Genomic DNA, 22,599 nt, shown 5'->3' with positions numbered 1-22,599 from the left:
TGAAGTGTACATCCTGTCCAAAGATGAAGGCGGCCGTCATACTCCGTTCTTCAAAGGCTACCGTCCGCAGTTCTACTTCCGTACTACTGACGTGACTGGCACCATCGAACTGCCGGAAGGCGTAGAGATGGTAATGCCGGGCGACAACATCAAAATGGTTGTTACCCTGATCCACCCGATCGCGATGGACGACGGTCTGCGTTTCGCAATCCGTGAAGGCGGTCGTACCGTTGGCGCGGGCGTGGTTGCTAAAGTTCTCGGCTAATCGCTGATAACATTTGACGCAATGCGCAATAAAAGGGCATCATTTGATGCCCTTTTTGCACGCTTTCACACCAGAACCTGGCTCATCAGTGATTTTATTTGTCATAATCATTGCTGAGACAGGCTCTGAAGAGGGCGTTTATACACCAAACCATTCGAGCCTCAGGGCGACGGCTAATCAACTCCTTCTTTGCAACAGCAGGGCAGGGGTGACACCACCGTCAACATTGAAGCAATTTGAATAGTTAAGTGTATAATCCGAAACTTAATTTCGGTTTGGATCGCCTCGCCCCCGCGGGGTGAAATTGTTTGTAGAATACTTCTGACAGGTTGGTTTATGAGTGCGAATACCGAAGCTCAAGGGAGCGGGCGCGGCCTGGAAGCGATGAAGTGGATTATCGTTGCCGTGCTGCTGATCGTGGCGATCGTGGGCAACTTCCTTTATCGTGACATTATGCTGGCGGTGCGTGCGCTGGCCGTGGTTATTCTTATTGCTGCTGCCGGTGGCGTCGCGCTGTTGACGACGAAAGGTAAGGCGACCGTTGCTTTTGCTCGCGAAGCGAGAACCGAAGTTCGTAAAGTGATTTGGCCGACTCGCCAGGAAACGCTGCATACTACGCTGATTGTTGCTGCCGTGACTGCAGTAATGTCACTGATCCTGTGGGGACTGGATGGTATTCTGGTTCGCCTGGTCTCCTTTATCACTGGCCTGAGGTTCTGAGATGTCTGAAGCTCCTAAAAAGCGCTGGTACGTCGTTCAGGCGTTTTCCGGTTTTGAAGGTCGCGTAGCCACGTCGCTGCGTGAACATATCAAATTACACAACATGGAAGAGTTATTTGGCGAAGTCATGGTCCCGACCGAAGAAGTGGTTGAGATCCGTGGCGGCCAGCGTCGCAAAAGCGAACGTAAATTCTTCCCGGGCTATGTCCTGGTTCAGATGGTCATGAACGACGCAAGCTGGCACCTGGTGCGCAGCGTACCGCGCGTGATGGGCTTCATCGGCGGCACCTCTGACCGTCCGGCGCCGATCAGCGACAAAGAAGTCGACGCCATCATGAATCGTCTGCAGCAGGTTGGCGATAAGCCGCGTCCGAAAACGCTGTTTGAACCGGGTGAAATGGTTCGCGTTAACGACGGTCCGTTCGCTGACTTTAACGGCGTGGTGGAAGAAGTGGACTATGAGAAGTCCCGCCTGAAAGTTTCCGTTTCTATCTTCGGTCGTGCGACCCCGGTAGAACTGGACTTCAGCCAGGTTGAGAAGGCGTAAGCCGGCGATCAAAAAAGCAGCGATTTAATCGTTGCATAGGGCGCGAAATTGGCATACAATTTCGCGCCTTTTGTTTTTATGGGCCCGGCCCGTAAAACGATGTTTAATCACGGGGAGCTTCTCTGAAGCGTTAATACCCATTTTGAGGATTTAAGAATGGCTAAGAAAGTCCAAGCCTACGTCAAGCTGCAGGTTGCAGCTGGTATGGCGAACCCGAGCCCGCCGGTCGGCCCAGCACTGGGTCAGCAGGGCGTGAACATCATGGAATTCTGCAAAGCGTTCAACGCCAAAACTGATTCCCTGGAGAAAGGTCTGCCGATCCCGGTTGTTATCACCGTTTACGCTGACCGTTCCTTTACCTTTGTTACCAAGACTCCGCCGGCTGCTGTTCTGCTGAAGAAAGCTGCAGGCATCAAGTCTGGTTCCGGTAAGCCGAACAAAGATAAAGTGGGTAAAATCTCCCGCGCTCAGCTGCAGGAAATCGCGCAGACCAAAGCTGCCGACATGACTGGTGCCGACATTGAAGCGATGACTCGCTCCATCGAAGGTACTGCACGTTCCATGGGCCTGGTAGTGGAGGACTAAGAAATGGCTAAACTGACCAAGCGCATGCGCGTGATCCGTGAGAAAGTTGATGCAACTAAACAGTACGACATCAACGAAGCCATTGCTCTGCTGAAAGAGCTGGCCACCGCTAAATTTACCGAAAGCGTAGACGTTGCCGTTAACCTCGGCATCGACGCTCGTAAATCTGACCAGAACGTCCGTGGCGCAACTGTACTGCCGCACGGTACTGGCCGTTCCGTTCGCGTAGCCGTATTTACCCAGGGCGCAAACGCTGAAGCTGCTAAAGCTGCAGGCGCTGAGCTGGTAGGTATGGAAGATCTGGCTGAGCAGATCAAAAAAGGCGAAATGAACTTTGACGTTGTTATTGCTTCCCCGGATGCAATGCGCGTTGTTGGCCAGCTGGGCCAGGTTCTGGGTCCGCGTGGCCTGATGCCGAACCCGAAAGTAGGTACCGTAACTCCGAACGTTGCTGAAGCGGTTAAAAACGCGAAAGCAGGCCAGGTTCGTTACCGTAACGACAAAAACGGCATCATCCACACCACCATCGGTAAAGTGGACTTTGACGCTGACAAACTGAAAGAAAACCTGGAAGCTCTGCTGGTTGCGCTGAAAAAAGCAAAACCGACTCAGGCGAAAGGCGTGTACATCAAGAAAGTTAGCATCTCCACCACTATGGGTGCAGGTGTTGCAGTAGATCAGGCTGGCCTGAACGCTTCTGCAAACTAATGCCTTTACGTGGGCGGTGATTTTGTCTACAATCTTACCCCCACGATTCTGTCAATAAGACAGACGCTATGCGAGTCATTTGAATTGCAGCTAACGCCGCTGCGGTTCGAAGGACGAAGTCATAGGAAGAATTTGTTCGTTGGAGCCTGGCCTATCCAGGCCTCCGTCGAAGACCGCAGGTGTTTCGCAAGAAACTTAATCCCCTGCGTAGACGGTGACAGAACGCTAAGATTATTTTTGGATATTCTGGCTTGTTTCTGCTCACCGTATTTAGACGCTCTTTTCGTTGAATTGAGTGAAGTGAGTTCCAGAGCATAGGCTCTGGCAAACATCCAGGAGCAAAGCTAATGGCTTTAAATCTTCAAGACAAACAAGCGATTGTTGCTGAAGTCAGCGAAGTAGCCAAAGGCGCGCTGTCTGCAGTAGTTGCGGATTCCCGTGGCGTAACTGTAGATAAAATGACTGAACTGCGTAAAGCAGGTCGTGAAGCTGGCGTATACATGCGTGTTGTTCGTAACACCCTGCTGCGCCGCGTCGTTGAAGGTACTCAGTTCGAGTGCCTGAAAGACACGTTTGTTGGTCCGACCCTGATTGCATACTCTATGGAACACCCGGGCGCTGCTGCTCGTCTGTTCAAAGAGTTCGCGAAAGCGAATGCAAAATTTGAGGTCAAAGCCGCTGCCTTTGAAGGTGAGCTGATCCCGGCGTCGCAGATCGACCGCCTGGCAACTCTGCCGACCTACGAAGAAGCAATTGCACGCCTGATGGCAACCATGAAAGAAGCTTCGGCTGGCAAACTGGTTCGTACTCTGGCTGCTGTACGCGATGCGAAAGAAGCTGCTTAATCGCAGTTATCTTTGTAAAGCATTCGCTTACGTATAAACTTATTCTGATATTCAGGAACAATTTAAATGTCTATCACTAAAGATCAAATCATTGAAGCAGTATCCGCTATGTCCGTAATGGACGTTGTTGAGCTGATCTCTGCAATGGAAGAAAAATTCGGTGTTTCCGCTGCTGCTGCTGTAGCTGTAGCTGCTGGCCCGGTTGAAGCTGCTGAAGAAAAAACTGAATTCGACGTAATTCTGAAAGCTGCTGGCGCTAACAAAGTTGCTGTTATCAAAGCAGTACGTGGCGCAACTGGCCTGGGTCTGAAAGAAGCTAAAGACCTGGTAGAATCTGCTCCGGCTGCACTGAAAGAAGGCATCAGCAAAGACGACGCTGAAGCTCTGAAAAAATCTCTGGAAGAAGCTGGCGCTGAAGTTGAAGTTAAATAAGCCAACCCTTCCGGTTGCAGCCTGAGAAATCAGGCTGAGGCTGGTGACTTTTTGGTCACCAGCCTTTTTGCGCTGTAAGGCGCCAGTAGCGTTTCACGCTGTTTGACTACTGGTTTGCCTCTCAATGCTTGTTTCTATCGACGACTTAATATACTGCGACAGGTTAGGGTTCCTGGGCTGTGTAAATCGCAATGAAATGGTTTAAGCGTGATAGCAACAGGCATTGCGGAAAGTGTTCCATTTTCCGGTCAACAAAATAGTGTTGCATAAAAAACTGCCCTCTGCGGGCAGATGGGTCGACTTGTCAGCGAGCTGAGGAACCCTATGGTTTACTCCTATACCGAGAAAAAACGTATTCGTAAGGATTTTGGTAAACGTCCACAAGTTCTGGATGTGCCATATCTCCTTTCTATCCAGCTTGACTCGTTCCAGAAGTTTATCGAGCAAGATCCTGAAGGGCAGTATGGTCTGGAAGCTGCTTTCCGTTCCGTATTCCCGATTCAGAGCTACAGCGGTAATTCCGAGCTGCAATACGTCAGCTACCGTCTGGGCGAACCGGTTTTTGACGTTAAAGAATGTCAGATCCGTGGCGTGACTTATTCTGCACCGCTGCGCGTAAAACTGCGTCTGGTGATCTACGAGCGCGAAGCGCCAGAAGGCACCGTCAAAGACATTAAAGAACAAGAAGTCTACATGGGCGAAATTCCGCTCATGACCGACAACGGTACCTTTGTTATCAACGGTACCGAGCGTGTTATCGTTTCTCAGCTGCACCGTAGCCCGGGCGTCTTCTTTGACAGTGACAAAGGTAAGACCCACTCCTCCGGTAAGGTTCTGTATAACGCACGTATCATCCCTTACCGCGGTTCCTGGCTGGACTTCGAATTCGACCCGAAAGACAACCTGTTCGTTCGTATCGACCGTCGTCGTAAGCTGCCGGCTACCATCATCCTGCGCGCGCTGAATTACACCACTGAGCAGATCCTTGACCTGTTCTTCGAAAAAGTGGTCTTTGAAATTCGCGACAACAAGCTGCAGATGGAGCTGATTCCGGAGCGTCTGCGCGGTGAAACTGCCTCCTTCGATATCGAAGCCAACGGCAAAGTGTACGTTGAGAAAGGCCGTCGCATCACGGCTCGTCATATCCGTCAGCTGGAAAAAGACGATATCAAGCATATCGAAGTGCCGGTTGAATATATCGCGGGCAAAGTGGCGGCTAAAGACTATATCGATGAAGCGACTGGCGAACTGATCTGCCCGGCGAACATGGAGTTGAGCCTGGATCTGCTGGCTAAGCTGAGCCAGTCTGGCCACAAGCGTATCGAAACGCTGTTCACCAACGATCTGGACCACGGCCCGTACATCTCTGAAACGGTACGCGTCGACCCGACTAACGATCGTCTGAGCGCGCTGGTAGAAATCTACCGCATGATGCGCCCTGGCGAGCCGCCGACTCGTGAAGCCGCTGAAAGTCTGTTTGAGAACCTGTTCTTCTCAGAAGACCGCTACGATCTGTCCGCGGTTGGTCGTATGAAGTTCAACCGTTCTCTGCTGCGCGACGAAATCGAAGGTTCCGGTATCCTGAGCAAAGACGACATCATCGAAGTGATGAAGAAGCTCATCGATATCCGTAACGGTAAAGGCGAAGTGGACGATATCGACCACCTCGGCAACCGTCGTATCCGTTCCGTTGGCGAAATGGCGGAAAACCAGTTCCGCGTTGGCCTGGTACGTGTAGAGCGTGCGGTGAAAGAGCGTCTGTCTCTTGGCGATCTGGATACCCTGATGCCTCAGGATATGATCAACGCCAAGCCGATTTCCGCAGCAGTGAAAGAGTTCTTTGGTTCCAGCCAGCTGTCTCAGTTTATGGACCAGAACAACCCGCTGTCTGAGATTACGCACAAACGTCGTATCTCCGCACTCGGCCCAGGCGGTCTGACCCGTGAGCGCGCAGGCTTCGAAGTTCGAGACGTACACCCGACCCACTACGGTCGCGTATGTCCGATCGAAACGCCTGAAGGTCCGAACATCGGTCTGATTAACTCCCTGTCCGTGTACGCGCAGACCAACGAATATGGCTTCCTTGAGACGCCGTATCGTAAAGTGACCAACGGTGTGGTTACTGACGAAATTCACTACCTGTCTGCTATCGAAGAAGGCAACTACGTTATCGCTCAGGCGAACTCCAACCTGGATGAAAACGGCCACTTCGTAGAAGATCTGGTTACCTGCCGTAGCAAAGGCGAATCCAGCTTGTTCAGCCGCGACCAGGTTGACTACATGGACGTATCCACCCAGCAGGTGGTATCCGTCGGTGCGTCCCTGATCCCGTTCCTGGAACACGATGACGCCAACCGTGCATTGATGGGTGCGAACATGCAACGTCAGGCGGTTCCGACTCTGCGCGCTGATAAGCCGCTGGTTGGTACCGGTATGGAACGTGCTGTTGCCGTTGACTCCGGTGTTACTGCCGTGGCTAAACGTGGCGGTACCGTTCAGTACGTGGATGCTTCCCGTATCGTTATCAAAGTTAACGAAGACGAGATGTACCCGGGCGAAGCAGGTATCGACATCTATAACCTGACCAAGTACACCCGTTCTAACCAGAACACCTGCATCAACCAGATGCCTTGCGTGTCCCTGGGCGAACCTATTGAGCGCGGCGACGTGCTGGCAGACGGCCCGTCCACCGACCTCGGTGAGCTGGCGCTGGGTCAGAACATGCGTGTAGCGTTCATGCCGTGGAACGGTTACAACTTCGAAGACTCCATCCTCGTTTCCGAGCGTGTTGTCCAGGAAGACCGTTTCACCACTATCCACATTCAGGAACTGGCGTGCGTGTCCCGTGACACCAAGCTGGGGCCGGAAGAGATCACCGCTGACATCCCGAACGTGGGTGAAGCTGCGCTCTCCAAACTGGATGAATCCGGTATCGTTTATATCGGTGCGGAAGTGACCGGCGGCGACATTCTGGTTGGTAAGGTAACGCCGAAAGGTGAAACCCAGCTGACGCCGGAAGAGAAACTGCTGCGCGCGATCTTCGGTGAGAAAGCGTCTGACGTTAAAGACTCTTCTCTGCGCGTACCGAACGGTGTCTCTGGTACCGTTATCGACGTTCAGGTCTTTACCCGTGACGGCGTAGAAAAAGACAAACGTGCTCTGGAAATCGAAGAGATGCAGCTGAAGCAGGCCAAAAAAGACCTGTCTGAAGAACTGCAGATCCTTGAAGCCGGTCTGTTCAGTCGTATCTACGCGGTGCTGGTCTCCGGTGGCGTTGAAGCTGAGAAGCTCGACAAGCTGCCTCGCGATCGCTGGCTGGAACTGGGCCTGACCGACGAAGAGAAACAAAATCAGCTGGAACAGCTGGCTGAGCAGTATGACGAACTGAAACACGAGTTCGAGAAAAAACTCGAAGCGAAACGCCGTAAAATCACCCAAGGCGACGATCTGGCACCGGGCGTGCTGAAGATTGTTAAGGTATATCTGGCCGTTAAACGCCGTATCCAGCCTGGTGATAAGATGGCGGGTCGTCACGGTAACAAGGGTGTTATCTCTAAGATCAACCCGATCGAAGATATGCCGCACGATGCTAACGGTACGCCGGTAGATATCGTACTGAACCCGCTGGGCGTACCGTCTCGTATGAACATCGGTCAGATCCTTGAAACTCACCTGGGTATGGCTGCAAAAGGCATCGGCGATAAGATCAACGCCATGCTGAAACAGCAGCAGGAAGTCGCGAAACTGCGCGAATTCATCCAGCGTGCTTACGATCTGGGCGCTGACGTTCGCCAGAAAGTTGACCTGAATACCTTCAGCGATGAAGAAGTTCTGCGTCTGGCTGAAAACCTGCGTAAAGGCATGCCGATCGCAACGCCGGTATTCGACGGTGCGAAAGAAGCTGAAATCAAAGAGCTGCTGCAGCTGGGCGACCTGCCGACTTCCGGTCAGATCACCCTGTTTGATGGCCGCACCGGTGAACAGTTCGAACGTCCGGTAACCGTGGGTTACATGTACATGCTGAAACTGAACCACCTGGTCGACGACAAAATGCACGCTCGTTCCACCGGTTCTTACAGCCTGGTTACTCAGCAGCCGCTGGGTGGTAAGGCACAGTTCGGTGGTCAGCGCTTCGGTGAGATGGAAGTGTGGGCGCTGGAAGCATACGGCGCGGCCTACACCCTGCAGGAAATGCTCACCGTTAAGTCTGATGACGTGAACGGTCGTACCAAGATGTATAAAAACATCGTGGACGGCAATCACCAGATGGAACCGGGCATGCCGGAATCCTTCAACGTACTGTTGAAAGAAATTCGCTCGCTGGGCATCAACATCGAACTGGAAGACGAGTAATTCTCGCTCAAACAGGTCACTGCTGCCGGGTTAACGCCCGGCAGCGGAATGTGCTAACTCCGACGGGAGCAAATCCGTGAAAGACTTATTAAAGTTTCTGAAAGCGCAAACTAAAACCGAAGAGTTTGATGCGATCAAAATTGCTCTGGCTTCGCCAGACATGATCCGTTCATGGTCTTTCGGTGAAGTTAAAAAGCCGGAAACCATTAACTACCGTACGTTCAAGCCTGAGCGTGACGGCCTTTTCTGCGCCCGTATCTTTGGGCCGGTAAAAGATTATGAGTGCCTGTGCGGTAAGTACAAGCGCCTGAAACACCGCGGTGTGATCTGTGAGAAGTGCGGCGTTGAAGTGACCCAGACTAAAGTGCGTCGTGAGCGCATGGGCCACATCGAGCTGGCATGTCCGACTGCGCACATCTGGTTCCTGAAATCCCTGCCGTCCCGTATCGGTCTGCTGCTGGATATGCCGCTGCGCGATATCGAACGTGTACTGTACTTTGAATCCTATGTGGTTATCGAAGGTGGCATGACCAACCTCGAACGCAACCAGATTCTGACGGAAGAACAGTACCTGGACGCGCTGGAAGAGTTCGGTGACGAATTCGACGCGAAAATGGGCGCGGAAGCGATCCAGGCGCTGCTGCGCAATATGGATCTGGAGCAGGAATGCGAGCAGCTGCGTGAAGAGCTGAACGAAACCAACTCCGAAACCAAGCGTAAAAAGCTGACCAAGCGCATTAAGCTGCTGGAAGCTTTCGTTCAGTCTGGCAACAAGCCGGAGTGGATGATCCTGACCGTTCTGCCGGTACTGCCGCCAGATCTGCGTCCGCTGGTTCCGCTGGACGGTGGTCGTTTCGCGACGTCTGACCTCAACGATCTGTATCGTCGCGTGATCAACCGTAACAACCGTCTGAAACGTCTGCTGGATCTGGCTGCGCCGGATATCATCGTACGCAACGAAAAACGTATGCTGCAGGAAGCGGTTGACGCCCTGCTGGATAACGGTCGTCGCGGTCGTGCGATCACCGGTTCTAACAAACGTCCTCTGAAATCTTTGGCCGATATGATCAAAGGTAAACAGGGTCGTTTCCGCCAGAACCTGCTCGGTAAACGCGTTGACTACTCCGGTCGTTCTGTTATCACCGTAGGTCCATACCTGCGTCTGCATCAGTGCGGTCTGCCGAAGAAAATGGCGCTGGAGCTGTTCAAACCGTTCATCTACGGCAAGCTGGAACTGCGTGGCCTGGCCACCACCATCAAAGCCGCTAAGAAGATGGTTGAGCGCGAAGAAGCTGTCGTTTGGGATATCCTGGACGAAGTTATCCGCGAACACCCGGTCCTGCTGAACCGTGCGCCAACCCTGCACCGTCTGGGTATTCAGGCATTCGAACCGGTTCTGATCGAAGGTAAAGCCATCCAGCTGCACCCGCTGGTTTGTGCGGCATACAACGCCGACTTCGATGGTGACCAGATGGCTGTTCACGTACCGCTGACGCTGGAAGCCCAGCTGGAAGCGCGTGCGCTGATGATGTCTACCAACAACATCCTGTCCCCGGCGAACGGCGAACCAATCATCGTTCCGTCTCAGGACGTTGTACTGGGTCTGTACTACATGACCCGTGACAGTGTTAACGCCAAAGGCGAAGGCATGGTGCTGACTGGCCCGAAAGAAGCTGAGCGTATTTATCGCGCCGGCCTGGCCTCTCTGCATGCGCGCGTTAAAGTGCGTATCACTGAATACGAAAAAGACGACAATGGTGAGTTTGTCGCGAAAACCAGCCTGAAAGACACGACCGTTGGCCGTGCCATTCTGTGGATGATCGTACCGAAAGGTCTGCCGTTCTCTATCGTGAACCAGGCGCTTGGTAAGAAAGCGATCTCCAAGATGCTGAACACCTGTTACCGTATTCTGGGTCTGAAACCGACCGTTATTTTTGCGGACCAGACGATGTACACCGGCTTTGCTTACGCAGCGCGTTCAGGTGCATCCGTTGGTATCGATGACATGGTCATCCCGGAGAAAAAATACGAAATCATCAGCGAAGCGGAAGCGGAAGTTGCTGAGATTCAGGAACAGTTCCAGTCCGGTCTGGTGACCGCGGGCGAACGCTACAACAAAGTTATCGATATCTGGGCTGCGGCGAACGATCGTGTATCCAAAGCGATGATGGATAACCTGCAAACCGAAACCGTGATTAACCGTGACGGTCAGGAAGAGCAGCAGGTTTCCTTCAACAGCATCTACATGATGGCCGACTCCGGTGCGCGTGGTTCTGCGGCACAGATTCGTCAGCTGGCTGGTATGCGTGGTCTGATGGCGAAGCCGGATGGCTCCATCATCGAAACGCCGATCACCGCGAACTTCCGTGAAGGTCTGAACGTACTCCAGTACTTCATCTCCACCCACGGTGCTCGTAAAGGTCTGGCGGATACCGCACTGAAAACAGCGAACTCCGGTTACCTGACTCGTCGTCTGGTTGACGTTGCGCAGGACCTGGTCGTTACTGAAGACGACTGCGGCACCCTGGAAGGCATCACCATGACGCCGGTTATCGAAGGTGGCGACGTTAAAGAGCCGCTGCGCGATCGCGTACTGGGTCGTGTGACTGCGGAAGATGTTCTGAAGCCGGGTACCGCGGATATTCTGGTTCCACGCAACACGCTGCTGCATGAGCACTGGTGTGACCTGCTGGAAGCGAACTCCGTTGACTCCGTCAAAGTGCGTTCCGTTGTATCCTGTGACACCGACTTTGGCGTCTGCGCGCACTGCTATGGTCGTGACCTGGCGCGTGGCCACCTCATCAACAAAGGTGAGGCTATCGGCGTTATCGCGGCACAGTCCATCGGTGAGCCGGGTACACAGCTGACGATGCGTACGTTCCACATCGGTGGTGCGGCATCTCGTGCGGCTGCTGAATCCAGCATCCAGGTGAAAAACAAAGGTAGCATCAAGCTCAGCAACGCGAAGTCGGTTGTGAACTCCAGTGGTAAGCTGGTTATCACTTCCCGTAATACCGAGCTGAAGCTGATCGACGAATTCGGTCGTACCAAAGAGAGCTATAAAGTACCTTACGGTGCGGTTATGGCGAAAGGCGACGGTGAGCAGGTTGCCGGCGGTGAAACCGTCGCAAACTGGGATCCGCACACCATGCCGGTTATCACCGAAGTTAGCGGTTTCATCCGTTTCACTGACATGATCGACGGCCAGACCATTACTCGTCAGACTGACGAGCTGACCGGTCTGTCTTCGCTGGTGGTTCTGGACTCTGCAGAACGTACCGCAGGTGGTAAAGATCTGCGTCCAGCACTGAAAATCGTTGATGCTCAGGGCAACGACGTTCTGATCCCAGGCACTGATATGCCTGCTCAGTACTTCCTGCCGGGTAAAGCGATTGTTCAGCTGGAAGATGGCGTACAGATCAGCTCTGGTGACACCCTGGCGCGTATTCCGCAGGAATCCGGCGGTACCAAGGATATCACCGGTGGTCTGCCGCGCGTTGCGGACCTGTTCGAAGCACGTCGTCCGAAAGAGCCGGCTATCCTGGCTGAAATCAGCGGTATCATTTCCTTCGGTAAAGAAACCAAAGGGAAACGTCGCCTGGTTATCACCCCGGTAGACGGTAGCGAGCCGTACGAAGAGATGATCCCGAAATGGCGTCAGCTCAACGTGTTCGAAGGTGAACGTGTGGAACGTGGTGATGTTGTTTCCGACGGTCCGGAAGCACCGCACGACATTCTGCGTCTGCGTGGCGTACATGCTGTGACCCGTTACATTGTTAACGAAGTCCAGGACGTATACCGTCTGCAGGGCGTTAAGATTAACGATAAGCACATCGAAGTTATCGTTCGTCAGATGCTGCGTAAAGCCACCATCGAAAGCGCAGGCAGCTCCGACTTCCTCGAAGGCGAGCAGGTGGAATACTCCCGCGTCAAGATCGCGAACCGCGAACTGGAAGCGAACGGCAAAGTGGGCGCAACGTTCTCCCGCGATCTGCTGGGTATCACCAAAGCGTCTCTGGCCACCGAGTCCTTCATCTCCGCGGCATCGTTCCAGGAGACCACTCGCGTGCTGACCGAAGCAGCCGTTGCGGGCAAACGCGACGAACTGCGCGGTCTGAAAGAGAACGTCATCGTGGGTCGTCTGATCCCGGCCGGTACCGGTTATGCGTATCACCAGGATCGTATGCGCCGTCGCGCTGCTGGCGAGCTGCCGGCGGCACCGCAGGTGAGCGTGGAAGAAGCGTCTGCCAACCTGGCAGAGCTGCTGAACGCAGGTCTGGGCGGTTCTGACAACGATTAATCGTTGATGCACTGCTAAAAAGCCGGTCAGGTTTCCTGACCGGCTTTTTTTATTGTCTATTTTCCGCCGCTTTCCCGGCCCTTAATTACATTTACGACATATTAAATCTTCATTTTCTTAGCAATTAATTCATGCAAAATATCTATTAGAAGCCTTTTTCTAAAACCTTTCTTTATGTATGGGTAAAACTTCTACTCATATCAAAAAATAATCAATTCAAAGGGTATATATTCAAAATACCTGATGAATCATGGGATTACTTCTGTTGCTGTATCTTCGGCGCGACGGCGCTGGAGAGGGATAGCCGCATCTCATGCTTCTCCCGGTCTGGCGCAGAAATAATCCCGAGAGGCAGGTAGGGATCATTTTTAGATCTGAGTGGATAGGCTCTGGGGGCTGCATGGAATTCGCGATACAACTCATTATTATATTAATTTGTCTGTTTTATGGTGCCCGAAAAGGGGGGATTGCGCTGGGGCTGCTGGGCGGCATCGGTTTGGTGATCCTCGTCTTTGTTTTTCATCTCCAGCCGGGCAAACCGCCGGTTGATGTGATGCTGGTGATCATTGCAGTGGTAGCCGCCTCGGCGACCCTGCAGGCGTCCGGCGGGTTAGACGTGATGCTGCAGATTGCCGAGAAGCTGCTGCGGCGTAACCCGAAATATGTTTCTATCGTGGCGCCTTTCGTCACCTGCACGCTGACCATCCTCTGCGGTACCGGCCACGTGGTGTATACCATCCTGCCGATTATCTACGATGTGGCGATTAAGAATAACATTCGTCCGGAGCGTCCGATGGCCGCCAGCTCCATTGGCGCTCAGATGGGGATCATCGCCAGCCCGGTCTCGGTGGCGGTGGTATCGCTGGTGGCGATGCTGGGAAATTTTACCTTTAACGGGAAACACCTGGAGTTTCTCGATCTGCTGGCGATAACCATTCCGTCCACGCTGCTGGGTATTTTAGCCATCGGTATCTTCAGCTGGTTCCGCGGCAAAGACCTGGATCAGGACGAAGCCTTCCAGGCGTTTATTGCGCTACCGGAGAACCGCCATTACGTCTATGGCGATACGGCGACCCTGCTGGACAAAAAGCTGCCGACCAGCAACTGGATAGCAATGTGGATTTTTCTGGCCTCTATCGCCGTGGTGGCGCTGCTTGGCGCTTTTTCTGAACTGCGCCCGGCCTTTGACGGTAAACCACTGTCGATGGTGCTGGTTATCCAGATGTTTATGCTGCTCTCCGGAGCGCTGATCATCATCATTACAAAAACTAACCCGGCATCGATTTCCAAAAATGAGGTCTTTCGTTCGGGAATGATCGCTATCGTCGCGGTGTACGGCATCGCGTGGATGGCGGAGACCATGTTTAGCGCGCACATGACCGAGATTAAAGGCGTGCTTGGTGAGATGGTAAAAGAGTATCCGTGGGCTTATGCCATCGTGCTGCTACTGGTTTCGAAATTTGTGAACTCCCAGGCGGCAGCGCTGGCGGCGATTGTGCCAGTAGCCCTGGCCATCGGCGTCGACCCGGCTTATATCGTGGCTTCTGCGCCGGCCTGCTATGGCTACTATATTCTGCCGACCTACCCAAGCGATCTGGCGGCGATCCAGTTTGATCGCTCAGGGACCACCCATATCGGCCGCTTTGTGATTAACCACAGCTTTATCCTGCCCGGGCTCATCGGCGTCGGCGTCTCCTGCGTGTTTGGCTGGATATTCGCGGCGATGTACGGCTTTCTGTAAGAAGGACGGGCGCCGGCAGCGACGCCCGTTAAATCCGTGAGATTATTGCGCGAGGGGCAGACGACGATAGAGTTCAATCATGTCGGTCGCCAGATCCTGAATGACCATAGCGTTCATCAGATGGTCCTGGGAATGCACGGTGATCAGGTTAACCGGCAATTTACCGCTGCCTTCATCCATGCCGATAAGCTGGGTCTGAATTTTATGCGCATGTTTGACGAACTCATGGGATTCAGCCATGGCCTGCTCCGCGGCGGCAAAATCGCCTTTGCGCGCCAGCTGTAGCGCCGTCAGCGCCGCGCTACGTGCGGAACCCGCGTTAACCAGCAGCTCCATGATGATCGTTTCTAAATCTTCCATCGATTACTCCAGCATCTTAAGGGCTTTATCCAGAACGGCATCACCTTTCATCATGCCGTAGTCCATCATATCGATCACGGCGACCTTCTTGCCGAACGGGTCGGCCAGCGCCTGCAGCTTCGCCTGCTCATATTTCACCTGTGGGCCGAGCAAAATAATGTCGGCGGCGGCCAGATTATCTTTAAACTCAGCGACCGGTACGGCCTTGATAGAGACCTCAACACCCTTCTTCTGCGCGGCATCTTGCATACGCTGAACCAGCATGCTGGTAGACATACCGGCGGCACAGCACAAAACGATATTCTTCATAGTCAGTGGCCCTTGTGTTCCATGATATCTTATCTTTATCGCGGCCCTTGCGATGCGACAACCGCTTTACCGTGATTGTGTGTAAGGCATCACACAATAATTGAAACCGGTTTCATTTTTTCCGGAAAAAATAAAAAAGCCCACCGAAGTGGGCGGTGGCGGCGCTGAAGTCTTACGCGCGCAGGATACGGTTTTTACCCTGCTGTTTGGCTTTGTACAGCGCTTCATCGACGCTCACCACCAGCTTATCCAGTGGCTCCATATTCCATTCCCCGAGGCCGGCGCTGAAGGTGACCGTCAGGCCATCTTCGCGCCAGGTGCGTCGTTCGACGTTTATCCGCCATGTTTCCAACAGCGTGCGGGCGTTATCGATATGTTCGGCAGGAAAGACCACCGCGAACTCTTCGCCGCCGTAGCGATAGAGGGATATCTCCAGCGGCTGGAGGACCTGTAGCCCTTCGCGAGCGACGTTACGCAGGACGATATCGCCATTGAGATGGCCCCAGGTGTCGTTGATCGATTTAAAGTTATCGATATCGACCAGCGCGAGGGCGAATGGCTGGTGATCGTTCATCAGGGCGGCAATATCGCTGTCGAAGGCGCGGCGGTTTTTGCAGCCGGTGAGAGCGTCGATGGTCGCCTGGCGGACGTAGGACAGTTCGCGCTGTTTATTGGTTTCAATCGATTTACTCAGCATCGCCTCAAGGCGCGGGGCGCGTTTGACGTCACCGGTTTTAATCGCATTGATGATATTCATCAGCACGGAACGGGAAGCATGACGCAGATAAAGACCGAACAGGATAATAATGATCGCTGCGAGAGTGAAACCGCCGATCACTAAATTGGTCTCATGACGTGTCAGATTGACCAGGGTGGCGTTATCGACACGGAAAATCACAAACCAGTCGGGATTGGTAAAGGAGTAATAGTAATACCAGGTGTCGCTCCCGGGATCGTAGAGCTGCCCCTCTCCGCTGGTCATTTTATCCATCAGCTCGTCCCTGACGAAGGGTTTAAACAGCGCGCCCGGGTCGGAGTGCAGGACCACTTTGCCATCCCGTTGCACCACAAAAAATTCCCCCTGTACGGGCGCCACCATCTGGCGCAGCGCGAACCCCATGGAGGTGAGATCGAGATGAAAGGCCAGGCTGCCCTTGAGTTTCCCTTCCGGGGTAATGATGGGTTTGAAAATGGTAATCGTCGGATGGTGGGTGAAATAATCCATATACGGACTGGTGTAGTGGCTGAAGGTGCTGGCTTCCGCCTGTTTGATAAACCAGGGCCGCGTTCTGGGATCGAAAGCCCGGCTGTCTTCGTTTTCCAGCACCTCCGGGGCGCGCAGATAGTGGCCCTCGGTATCCGCCAGCGAGATGGATGAGACGCTTGGCATCATGTTCTGTAACTGCATCAGCGTGGTTAACCCTTTCTCCGGCTCCACATTGACTGCGCGATTCAGTTCGTCATTGCGGGCAAAGAAGGCGGCTGCGCGCCCGAGGATAAAATCATTTTCCCGCAGCAGGGTTTCCGTATAGTTGATCGCCAGGTTATGGGTAAAATTGCGGTTAATATCGTGATAATCTTCGAGAAAATCTTTCTGTTGCGCCAGAGTCACAAAAATAGCGATCAGCATAAAACTGAGCAAAATACCGGCAAACCCCACGACGATCGGCGTCGTAAAAGAGAGCTTTCTGTTGTGTAGAGCCATGAATCGTTAATCGTCCCGGATGTATAAACCATGGGTCCGAACGCAGGTTGCGTCTGGGACGCCTGCCGATCGAATCAGTTCACTATTGCTCAATTATAACTCTGAGGCCTTCATGTATCGTGATTTATATTCGGCGATAATGTGCAGGCCTCTGCTCAGCGCGGAGAGGCAGGGCGAAAATGAGGAAGAAAAGGTTCGCCCTGGTCAGCGTCCGCTGCTGACCAGGGCAGAATAGAAAAACGGCGTCGGGCGGGCCAGCCTCTGTTTTTCATCTCTCGTGCAGGCGCGCAAAATTATAAGGCGTTTACACTGTACATCATGAGGTTTGCGAAGCGCGTCCCAGCCAGCTATCCCAGTCTTTCCATACCGGCTGCAGGCCGCGGGCGGCCAGCGCGCTGGCGACCTCTTCAGGGCGGCGATCGTCGTGCGGGGCAAATTGCTCGAGCTCCGGATGATCGTCGGCGTAGCCGCCGGGCTGGGTTTTAGAGAAGGCGCTGACGTTATTGATCGCCAGCGGGATCACCCGGTCGCGGAACCAGGGGGATTCGCGGGTGGATAGGGACAGCTCAACCTCTGGCGCCAGCAGGCGGAAGGCGCAGATAGTTTGCACCAGCTGGCGCTCATCCATCAGCGAAGCCGGTTCAATACCGCCGGCGCAGGGACGCAGGCGCGGGAAGGAGACCGAATAGCGGCTGCGCCAGTAGCGCTGCTGCAGCCACAGCAGGTGCTCAGCGACTATAAAGCAGTCCACTCGCCAGCTGTCGGAAAGGCCGATGAGCGCGCCAAGGCCGATCTTATCGATCCCCGCCGCGCCTAAGCGATCCGGCGTATCCAGCCGCCAGAAGAAATCCTGCTTTTTTCCTTTCAGATGGTGTTGGGCGTACATGCTTTCATGATAGGTCTCCTGATAGACCATCACCCCGTCGAGCCCCAGGGTTTTCAGCTCGGCATACTCTTCAGTCGCCAGCGGCTGCACTTCCATATGCAGCGAGGCAAACTGGCTGCGGATAGCCGGTAGGTGCTGACGGAAATAATCCATTCCCACCTTACCCTGATGTTCGCCGGTCACCAGCAGCAGATGCTCAAAGCCCAGGTTGCGGATCGCGGCGCACTCGCGGGCAATCTCGGCGGCATCAAGCGTCTTGCGCTTAATGCGGTTGCTCATCGAGAAGCCGCAGTAGGTGCAGTCGTTAGCGCACAGGTTGGAGAGATACAGCGGCACGTAGAAGCTGACGGTATTGCCGAAGCGCTGCCGGGTGAGGCGCTGCGCGCGCTGGGCCAGCGGTTCAAGGTAATTGGCCGCGGCAGGCGAGAGCAGGGCCATCATATCGTCGCGGGTGAGCTGTTTGGCCGCCAGCGCCCGTTCGACGTCGGCGGCGGTTTTGCTGTTGATGCGCAGGCGGATATCGTCCCACTCCAGCTGCCGCCAGCGATCGCTAAAGGTTTTCATGCCAGCGCCTCCAGGAATCCGGTGAGCGGGCTGGTGGCCTGCGCCTGCGTACTGCGTGCCCCCGGTCCGGCCTGACGCGCCAGTAATCCGGCATCGATCGCCATACGGAAGGCGCGGGCCATGGCCACGGGGTCGTCGGCGACGGCAATGGCGGTATTGACCAGCACCGCGTCCGCGCCCATCTCCAGCGCCTGCGCCGCATGGCTCGGGACGCCGATCCCGGCGTCGACCACCACCGGGACCGTCGCCTGCTCGATAATAATCTCCAGCATGGCTTTGGTTTCCAGCCCCTGATTGGAGCCGATCGGCGCACCCAGCGGCATCACCGCCGCGCAGCCCACCTCTTCCAGTCGTTTACACAGCACCGGATCGGCGCCGCAGTAGGGCAGCACCACGAACCCTTCGCGGACCAGCAGCTCCGCCGCTTTCAGGGTTTCAATCGGGTCGGGCAGCAGCCAGCGGGCGTCCGGGTGGATCTCCAGCTTCAGCCAGTGGGTACCCAGGGCTTCCCGCGCCAGACGGGCGGCAAACACCGCCTCTTCCGCCGTCTTGGCGCCCGAGGTATTCGGCAGCAGGCTGACTCCCGCCGCCAGCAGCGGGGCGAGGATGGCGTCATTGCGCTGGCGTAAATCGACGCGCTTCATCGCCAGGGTTACCAGCTGGCTGCCCGAGGCGCGAATCGCCTCGACCATCACCTCCGGGGCGGCGAATTTGCCGGTACCGGTGAAAAGATGGGATTCAAACGTTTTGTCTGCAATACGTAACATGTCAGCCTCCAGCGATAACCTGAAAAAGCAGGACCCGATCGCCTTCCTGCAAGAGATGATCTTCCCACCGGTCGCGCGGCAGGATGTGTTGATTGAGCGCCAGCGCAACGCCCGGCTGCTGCTGTTCGAGCTGGGTCAGCAGGGCGCTGACGCTGAGATTGTCGGCGCACGCCAGCGGCTCGTCGTTAAACCAGATCTGCATGCCGCCCTCCGCACACCGGGCAGCTCCGGGAGCGCTGTAGCGCAAGGGCGCGCCAGTTGCTGGTGCGGGCGTCGAACAGCCGCAGGGTGTTGCGCGGCGTCGCCATGCCGCTGAGCAGCTTAATCGTCTCCAGCGCCTGCAGGGTGCCCATCATGCCGACCACCGGGCCGACGATCCCCGCGGTGCGGCAGTTGCGCTGCGGTTCATCGCTTTCCGGCCACAGGCAGCGATAGCAGCCCTGCCTCCAGGGCGGGGTGAGCACCATCAGCTGACCGCCGAAGCCCACGGCGCTGGCGGTTACTAACGGGGTATCGAGGGCCACACAGGCGGCATTGATCGCCTGGCGGGTGACCATATTATCGGTACAGTCCAGCACCACGTCCGCTTTCGCCACTTCGGCGCGTAGCGCCTCGCCGCTTAAGCGCTGCTGGAGCGCTACCAGTTTGATCTGCGGGTTTAGCTGGCTGAGCCGGGTCTGTGCCGCTGCGGCTTTTGGCCGATCGATATCCGCGCTGGTGAACAAGATCTGCCGTTGCAGGTTGCTGAGATGCACCGCGTCGTCATCGGCCAGGGTGAGCGTCCCGACGCCAGCCCCGGCCAGATAGAGCGCCGCCGGGGAGCCCAGCCCGCCAAGGCCGATAATCAGCACTCGACTGGCTAACAGCTTCTGCTGCCCTTCGATGGCAATATCCTCCAGCAGCAGCTGGCGGCTATAGCGCATAAAGTCGTGATCATTCATCGCCCGCTCCCGCCAGCGCCAGCAGTTGGTCGGTCGCTGCCCGCCAGTCCGCCGCCTGGGTGATGGCGCTGACCACCGCGATGCTGCCGACGCCGGTCGCCAGTACCCCCGGCGCCTTTTCCAGGCTAATTCCGCCGATCGCCACGGTGGGGTAATCCGCCAGGCGTTGAATATGTCTGGCAAGCTGCTCGAGGCCCTGCGGCGCGGAAGGCATCTGTTTGGTTTGCGTCGGGAAGACGTGACCTAGCGCGATGTAAGAGGGGCGTGCCGCAAGGGCGACATCAATTTCCATATCATCGTGAGTAGAGACGCCAAGACGCAGCCCGGCCTGGCGGATAGCGCTCAGATCGGTGGTTTCCAGATCTTCTTGTCCGAGATGCACGCCATAGGCCTGGTGCTTAATCGCCAGTTGCCAGTAATCGTTAATGAACAGTCGGGCGTGATAGCGGCGACCAAGGGCGATGGCGGCGATCACGTCATCCTCAACTTCGCTGTCGCGCCGGTCTTTGATGCGTAACTGAAGGGTACGTACCCCAGCTTCGAGCAGGCGCTCAATCCACGCCACGCTGTCCACCACCGGGTAGAGTCCGAGACGAAACGGGACGGGTGGAAAATCAGGTTGATACATCAGGCTTCCTCCTGTTTCAGGTAGATTTCGCCGCCGCGGGCGCGGAAGTTATTCGACATATCGGCCATGCCGGCTTCGATACTTTGCTTCGCGGCGTAGTCGCGGACCTCCTGAGTGATTTTCATCGAACAGAATTTCGGCCCGCACATGGAGCAGAAGTGGGCGACTTTGCCGGACTCCTGCGGCAGGGTTTCATCGTGATAGGCCCGCGCGGTGAACGGGTCGAGCGCGAGGTTGAACTGGTCTTCCCAGCGGAATTCAAAACGCGCTTTTGACATCGCGTTGTCGCGGATCTGCGCCCCGGGGTGGCCTTTCGCGAGGTCGGCGGCGTGGGCGGCGATTTTGTAGGTAATCAGCCCCTGTTTGACATCCTCTTTGTTGGGCAGGCCGAGATGCTCTTTCGGCGTGACATAGCACAGCATGGCGCAACCGAACCAGCCGATCATTGCCGCGCCGATACCGGAGGTGAAATGGTCGTAGCCCGGCGCGATGTCAGTGGTGAGCGGCCCCAGGGTGTAGAATGGCGCTTCGTGGCAGTGCTCCAGCTGTTCGGTCATATTGCGGCGGATCATCTGCATCGGCACGTGGCCAGGGCCTTCAATCATCACCTGCACGTCATATTCCCAGGCGATTTTCGTCAGTTCTCCAAGGGTGCGCAGCTCGGAAAACTGCGCCTCGTCGTTGGCATCCTGAATGGAGCCGGGGCGCAGGCCATCGCCCAGCGACAGCGACACGTCATAGGCGGCGCAGATTTCGCAGATTTCGCGGAAATGCTGGTAGAGGAAGTTTTCCTGATGATGCGACAGGCACCACTTAGCCATGATTGAGCCGCCGCGCGAGACGATACCGGTCAGGCGCTTCGCCGTCATCGGGACGTAGCGCAACAGTACGCCGGCGTGAATCGTGAAGTAGTCGACGCCTTGCTCGGCCTGTTCCAGCAGGGTATCGCGGAAGACTTGCCAGGTGAGATTCTCGGCGATGCCGTTGACCTTCTCCAGCGCCTGGTAAATCGGCACGGTACCAATCGGCACCGGGCTGTTGCGCAGGATCCACTCGCGGGTTTCGTGGATATAGCGGCCGGTGGAGAGGTCCATCACCGTGTCGGCGCCCCAGCGGGTTGACCAGACCAGTTTCTCGACCTCTTCTTCGATGGAAGAGGTCACCGCAGAGTTGCCGATATTGGCATTCACTTTCACCAGGAAGTTGCGGCCGATAATCATCGGTTCAGACTCCGGGTGGTTGATGTTGGCGGGGATGATGGCGCGTCCGGCGGCCACTTCATCGCGAACGAACTCGGGGGTGATGTTTTCCGGTAGGTGGGCGCCGAAGCCTTCACCTGCGTGCTGCTGGCGCAGAACCTCGCTGCGGATACGTTCGCGACCCATGTTTTCGCGAATGGCGATGAACTCCATCTCCGGGGTGACTATCCCCTGGCGGGCGTAGTGCAGCTGGGTCACGCATTTGCCAACGACGGCGCGTTTGGGCGTCAGCAGGCCGCTGAAGCGCAGCTCATCGAGACCGTCGTCGGCCAGCCGCGCTTTGGTATAGGCCGAGCTGCGTTCGCTGAGCGGCGCGCAGTCGTTACGCGCGTCGATCCACGGCTGGCGCAGCTTTGCCAGCCCCTGGCGGACATCAATGCTAATATCCGGGTCGCCATACGGCCCGGAGGTGTCATACACCGGGATCGGTTCGTTGGTTTCGTACCGGGGGTTATCTTTATCGCCGCCGACGAGAGTTGGGCTGAGCTGAATTTCACGCATCGGGACGCGGATATCCGCTTGTGAGCCGTGAACATAGATGCGGCGTGAATTAGGAAAAGCGGTACCCGCCAGCGTATCAATGAATCGCTGCGCGTGCTCGCGTTGTTCCCGACGGGTTAGTTTGGTAGTAGACATAGCGCATTCCAGTTAAAAAAGGACATGGCTTGTCAGACGACGGATGGA

At 55.5% G+C, this 22,599-nt stretch carries 18 protein-coding genes and 1 pseudogene; 10 read left to right on the top strand and 9 right to left on the bottom strand.

The window, feature by feature from the left end:
* The 10 genes and pseudogenes from tuf to dcuB form a co-directional block, all read left to right on the top strand.
* Nucleotides 1–265: pseudogene (gene tuf, locus KHQ23_RS23605) on the top strand (elongation factor Tu); the annotation flags it as partial.
* A gap of 336 nt (nt 266–601) precedes the next feature.
* Complete coding sequence (gene secE / locus KHQ23_RS23600) at nt 602–985, top strand: preprotein translocase subunit SecE (protein WP_002883772.1); 384 nt, start codon at nt 602–604, stop codon at nt 983–985.
* A gap of 1 nt (nt 986) precedes the next feature.
* Nucleotides 987–1,532 (top strand): transcription termination/antitermination protein NusG, encoded by a 546-nt coding sequence (gene nusG, locus KHQ23_RS23595; protein WP_001287521.1) that lies wholly within the window; start codon nt 987–989, stop codon nt 1,530–1,532.
* 156 nt (nt 1,533–1,688) lie between these two features.
* Nucleotides 1,689–2,117, top strand: coding sequence for a 50S ribosomal protein L11 (rplK, locus tag KHQ23_RS23590; protein WP_002884034.1), 429 nt, complete (start codon nt 1,689–1,691; stop codon nt 2,115–2,117).
* A 3-nt stretch (nt 2,118–2,120) separates the two neighbouring features.
* Nucleotides 2,121–2,825 (top strand): 50S ribosomal protein L1, encoded by a 705-nt coding sequence (gene rplA / locus KHQ23_RS23585; protein WP_002884036.1) that lies wholly within the window; start codon nt 2,121–2,123, stop codon nt 2,823–2,825.
* Between the two features lie 347 nt (nt 2,826–3,172).
* Nucleotides 3,173–3,670 (top strand): 50S ribosomal protein L10, encoded by a 498-nt coding sequence (gene rplJ / locus KHQ23_RS23580; protein ID WP_001207203.1) that lies wholly within the window; start codon nt 3,173–3,175, stop codon nt 3,668–3,670.
* A gap of 66 nt (nt 3,671–3,736) precedes the next feature.
* Nucleotides 3,737–4,102, top strand: a complete 366-nt coding sequence (rplL, locus tag KHQ23_RS23575; protein WP_002884142.1) for a 50S ribosomal protein L7/L12 — start codon at nt 3,737–3,739, stop codon at nt 4,100–4,102.
* Nucleotides 4,103–4,426: 324 nt separating this feature from the next.
* On the top strand, nt 4,427–8,455 hold the full coding sequence (rpoB, locus tag KHQ23_RS23570; RefSeq protein WP_004152306.1) for a DNA-directed RNA polymerase subunit beta: 4,029 nt from the start codon (nt 4,427–4,429) through the stop codon (nt 8,453–8,455).
* Between the two features lie 76 nt (nt 8,456–8,531).
* A complete protein-coding gene (gene rpoC / locus KHQ23_RS23565) occupies nt 8,532–12,755 on the top strand; it encodes a DNA-directed RNA polymerase subunit beta' (RefSeq protein WP_002884146.1) in 4,224 nt (1,407 codons plus the stop codon).
* Between the two features lie 400 nt (nt 12,756–13,155).
* Entirely contained in the window at nt 13,156–14,496 is a 1,341-nt protein-coding gene (gene dcuB / locus KHQ23_RS23560; RefSeq protein ID WP_032435781.1) for an anaerobic C4-dicarboxylate transporter DcuB, read from the top strand.
* A gap of 42 nt (nt 14,497–14,538) precedes the next feature.
* Here the strand turns inward: dcuB and KHQ23_RS23555 are convergent, their stop codons facing one another.
* The 9 genes from KHQ23_RS23555 to thiC form a co-directional block, all read right to left on the bottom strand.
* A complete protein-coding gene (locus tag KHQ23_RS23555; protein WP_004212847.1) occupies nt 14,539–14,856 on the bottom strand; it encodes a PTS lactose/cellobiose transporter subunit IIA in 318 nt (105 codons plus the stop codon).
* Nucleotides 14,857–14,859: 3 nt separating this feature from the next.
* On the bottom strand, nt 14,860–15,165 hold the full coding sequence (locus KHQ23_RS23550) for a PTS sugar transporter subunit IIB (protein WP_002884150.1): 306 nt from the start codon (nt 15,163–15,165) through the stop codon (nt 14,860–14,862).
* Between the two features lie 172 nt (nt 15,166–15,337).
* The gene (locus KHQ23_RS23545; protein WP_211776944.1) at nt 15,338–16,870 is read right to left on the bottom strand and encodes a sensor domain-containing diguanylate cyclase; all 1,533 of its coding nucleotides are present in this window, start codon (nt 16,868–16,870) and stop codon (nt 15,338–15,340) included.
* Nucleotides 16,871–17,186: 316 nt separating this feature from the next.
* Entirely contained in the window at nt 17,187–18,320 is a 1,134-nt protein-coding gene (thiH, locus tag KHQ23_RS23540) for a 2-iminoacetate synthase ThiH (protein WP_004177872.1), read from the bottom strand.
* The gene (thiG, locus tag KHQ23_RS23535; RefSeq protein ID WP_004146302.1) at nt 18,317–19,087 is read right to left on the bottom strand and encodes a thiazole synthase; all 771 of its coding nucleotides are present in this window, start codon (nt 19,085–19,087) and stop codon (nt 18,317–18,319) included. Before thiG ends, thiH begins: the two co-directional genes overlap by 4 nt.
* Nucleotide 19,088: 1 nt before the next feature.
* On the bottom strand, nt 19,089–19,289 hold the full coding sequence (gene thiS / locus KHQ23_RS23530) for a sulfur carrier protein ThiS (protein WP_002884183.1): 201 nt from the start codon (nt 19,287–19,289) through the stop codon (nt 19,089–19,091).
* Complete coding sequence (gene thiF, locus KHQ23_RS23525; RefSeq protein WP_004152309.1) at nt 19,273–20,028, bottom strand: thiazole biosynthesis adenylyltransferase ThiF; 756 nt, start codon at nt 20,026–20,028, stop codon at nt 19,273–19,275. Before thiF ends, thiS begins: the two co-directional genes overlap by 17 nt.
* On the bottom strand, nt 20,021–20,656 hold the full coding sequence (thiE, locus tag KHQ23_RS23520; protein ID WP_004152310.1) for a thiamine phosphate synthase: 636 nt from the start codon (nt 20,654–20,656) through the stop codon (nt 20,021–20,023). Before thiE ends, thiF begins: the two co-directional genes overlap by 8 nt.
* Nucleotides 20,656–22,551 (bottom strand): phosphomethylpyrimidine synthase ThiC, encoded by a 1,896-nt coding sequence (gene thiC / locus KHQ23_RS23515; protein WP_009485012.1) that lies wholly within the window; start codon nt 22,549–22,551, stop codon nt 20,656–20,658. Before thiC ends, thiE begins: the two co-directional genes overlap by 1 nt.
* Nucleotides 22,552–22,599: the final 48 nt, after the last annotated feature.

This window comes from Klebsiella sp. 64, assembly GCF_018223915.1.
GTDB lineage: Bacteria > Pseudomonadota > Gammaproteobacteria > Enterobacterales > Enterobacteriaceae > Klebsiella > Klebsiella pneumoniae.
This window is presented reverse-complemented; position numbering and strand designations above follow the sequence as displayed.

Excerpts from the sequence above, each read along its gene's own strand:
- thiF (WP_004152309.1), bottom strand. The coding sequence starts at position 20,028 with ATGAATGATCACGACTTTATGCGCTATAGCCGCCAGCTGCTGCTGGAG.
- rplJ (WP_001207203.1), top strand. The coding sequence starts at position 3,173 with ATGGCTTTAAATCTTCAAGACAAACAAGCGATTGTTGCTGAAGTCAGC.
- KHQ23_RS23550 (WP_002884150.1), bottom strand. The coding sequence starts at position 15,165 with ATGAAGAATATCGTTTTGTGCTGTGCCGCCGGTATGTCTACCAGCATG.
- rpoB (WP_004152306.1), top strand. The coding sequence starts at position 4,427 with ATGGTTTACTCCTATACCGAGAAAAAACGTATTCGTAAGGATTTTGGT.
- thiC (WP_009485012.1), bottom strand. The coding sequence starts at position 22,551 with ATGTCTACTACCAAACTAACCCGTCGGGAACAACGCGAGCACGCGCAG.
- KHQ23_RS23545 (WP_211776944.1), bottom strand. The coding sequence starts at position 16,870 with ATGGCTCTACACAACAGAAAGCTCTCTTTTACGACGCCGATCGTCGTG.
- nusG (WP_001287521.1), top strand. The coding sequence starts at position 987 with ATGTCTGAAGCTCCTAAAAAGCGCTGGTACGTCGTTCAGGCGTTTTCC.
- rplL (WP_002884142.1), top strand. The coding sequence starts at position 3,737 with ATGTCTATCACTAAAGATCAAATCATTGAAGCAGTATCCGCTATGTCC.
- thiE (WP_004152310.1), bottom strand. The coding sequence starts at position 20,656 with ATGTATCAACCTGATTTTCCACCCGTCCCGTTTCGTCTCGGACTCTAC.
- thiG (WP_004146302.1), bottom strand. The coding sequence starts at position 19,087 with ATGTTACGTATTGCAGACAAAACGTTTGAATCCCATCTTTTCACCGGT.
- thiH (WP_004177872.1), bottom strand. The coding sequence starts at position 18,320 with ATGAAAACCTTTAGCGATCGCTGGCGGCAGCTGGAGTGGGACGATATC.
- rplA (WP_002884036.1), top strand. The coding sequence starts at position 2,121 with ATGGCTAAACTGACCAAGCGCATGCGCGTGATCCGTGAGAAAGTTGAT.
- KHQ23_RS23555 (WP_004212847.1), bottom strand. The coding sequence starts at position 14,856 with ATGGAAGATTTAGAAACGATCATCATGGAGCTGCTGGTTAACGCGGGT.
- thiS (WP_002884183.1), bottom strand. The coding sequence starts at position 19,289 with ATGCAGATCTGGTTTAACGACGAGCCGCTGGCGTGCGCCGACAATCTC.
- dcuB (WP_032435781.1), top strand. The coding sequence starts at position 13,156 with ATGGAATTCGCGATACAACTCATTATTATATTAATTTGTCTGTTTTAT.
- rplK (WP_002884034.1), top strand. The coding sequence starts at position 1,689 with ATGGCTAAGAAAGTCCAAGCCTACGTCAAGCTGCAGGTTGCAGCTGGT.
- secE (WP_002883772.1), top strand. The coding sequence starts at position 602 with ATGAGTGCGAATACCGAAGCTCAAGGGAGCGGGCGCGGCCTGGAAGCG.